This window comes from Paenibacillus sp. AD87, assembly GCF_001659845.1.
In the GTDB taxonomy this organism is placed as follows: Bacteria; Bacillota; Bacilli; order Paenibacillales; family Paenibacillaceae; genus Paenibacillus; species Paenibacillus marchantiae.
Genome location: NZ_LXQN01000030.1, coordinates 1 through 413, shown reverse-complemented (window position 1 = coordinate 413; position 413 = coordinate 1). Strand labels below are relative to the sequence as shown.

The window sequence follows — 413 nt, the reverse complement described above, 5'->3', positions numbered from 1 at the left end:
TACCAAGAGTGTGCATGACCTGAAGCAAAGTTGTGGCATAGTCTGACGGAATTTGCTCCTTGCCAGAGCCATCCTCGGATGGATAAGTGCCTTGAAAGATTCGTCGAGGCCAAGGTGCGACTTCATAATGGGCGACCCCGGGATGCAGCAGTGAGGCAACCACCGTTTTTAAATAGTTCTGGCGGTAATCAGCCCAGGTATAATTCGGGTTATCTTCGATCGGATCATGCAGGAACCACATTCGTCTGTCGGTCCCACGAACCAGTTCCTGCATGACGCCATATTCAAGGTAAGCGGTTTCAAACGTACGTTCCTTACGCAACCCTTCATACACATTGGGGGTTCGGGATGTCCCGGTCCAGATCTGTGCAATATACCCATCGATGGAGGGTAGCTCTAGAAGCTGAGATTGT

The 413-nt window shown here is 50.6% G+C and carries 1 pseudogene; it reads right to left on the bottom strand.

What is annotated here, in order from left to right:
* A pseudogene (locus gpAD87_RS31330) lies at window positions 1–413 on the bottom strand (hypothetical protein); the annotation flags it as partial.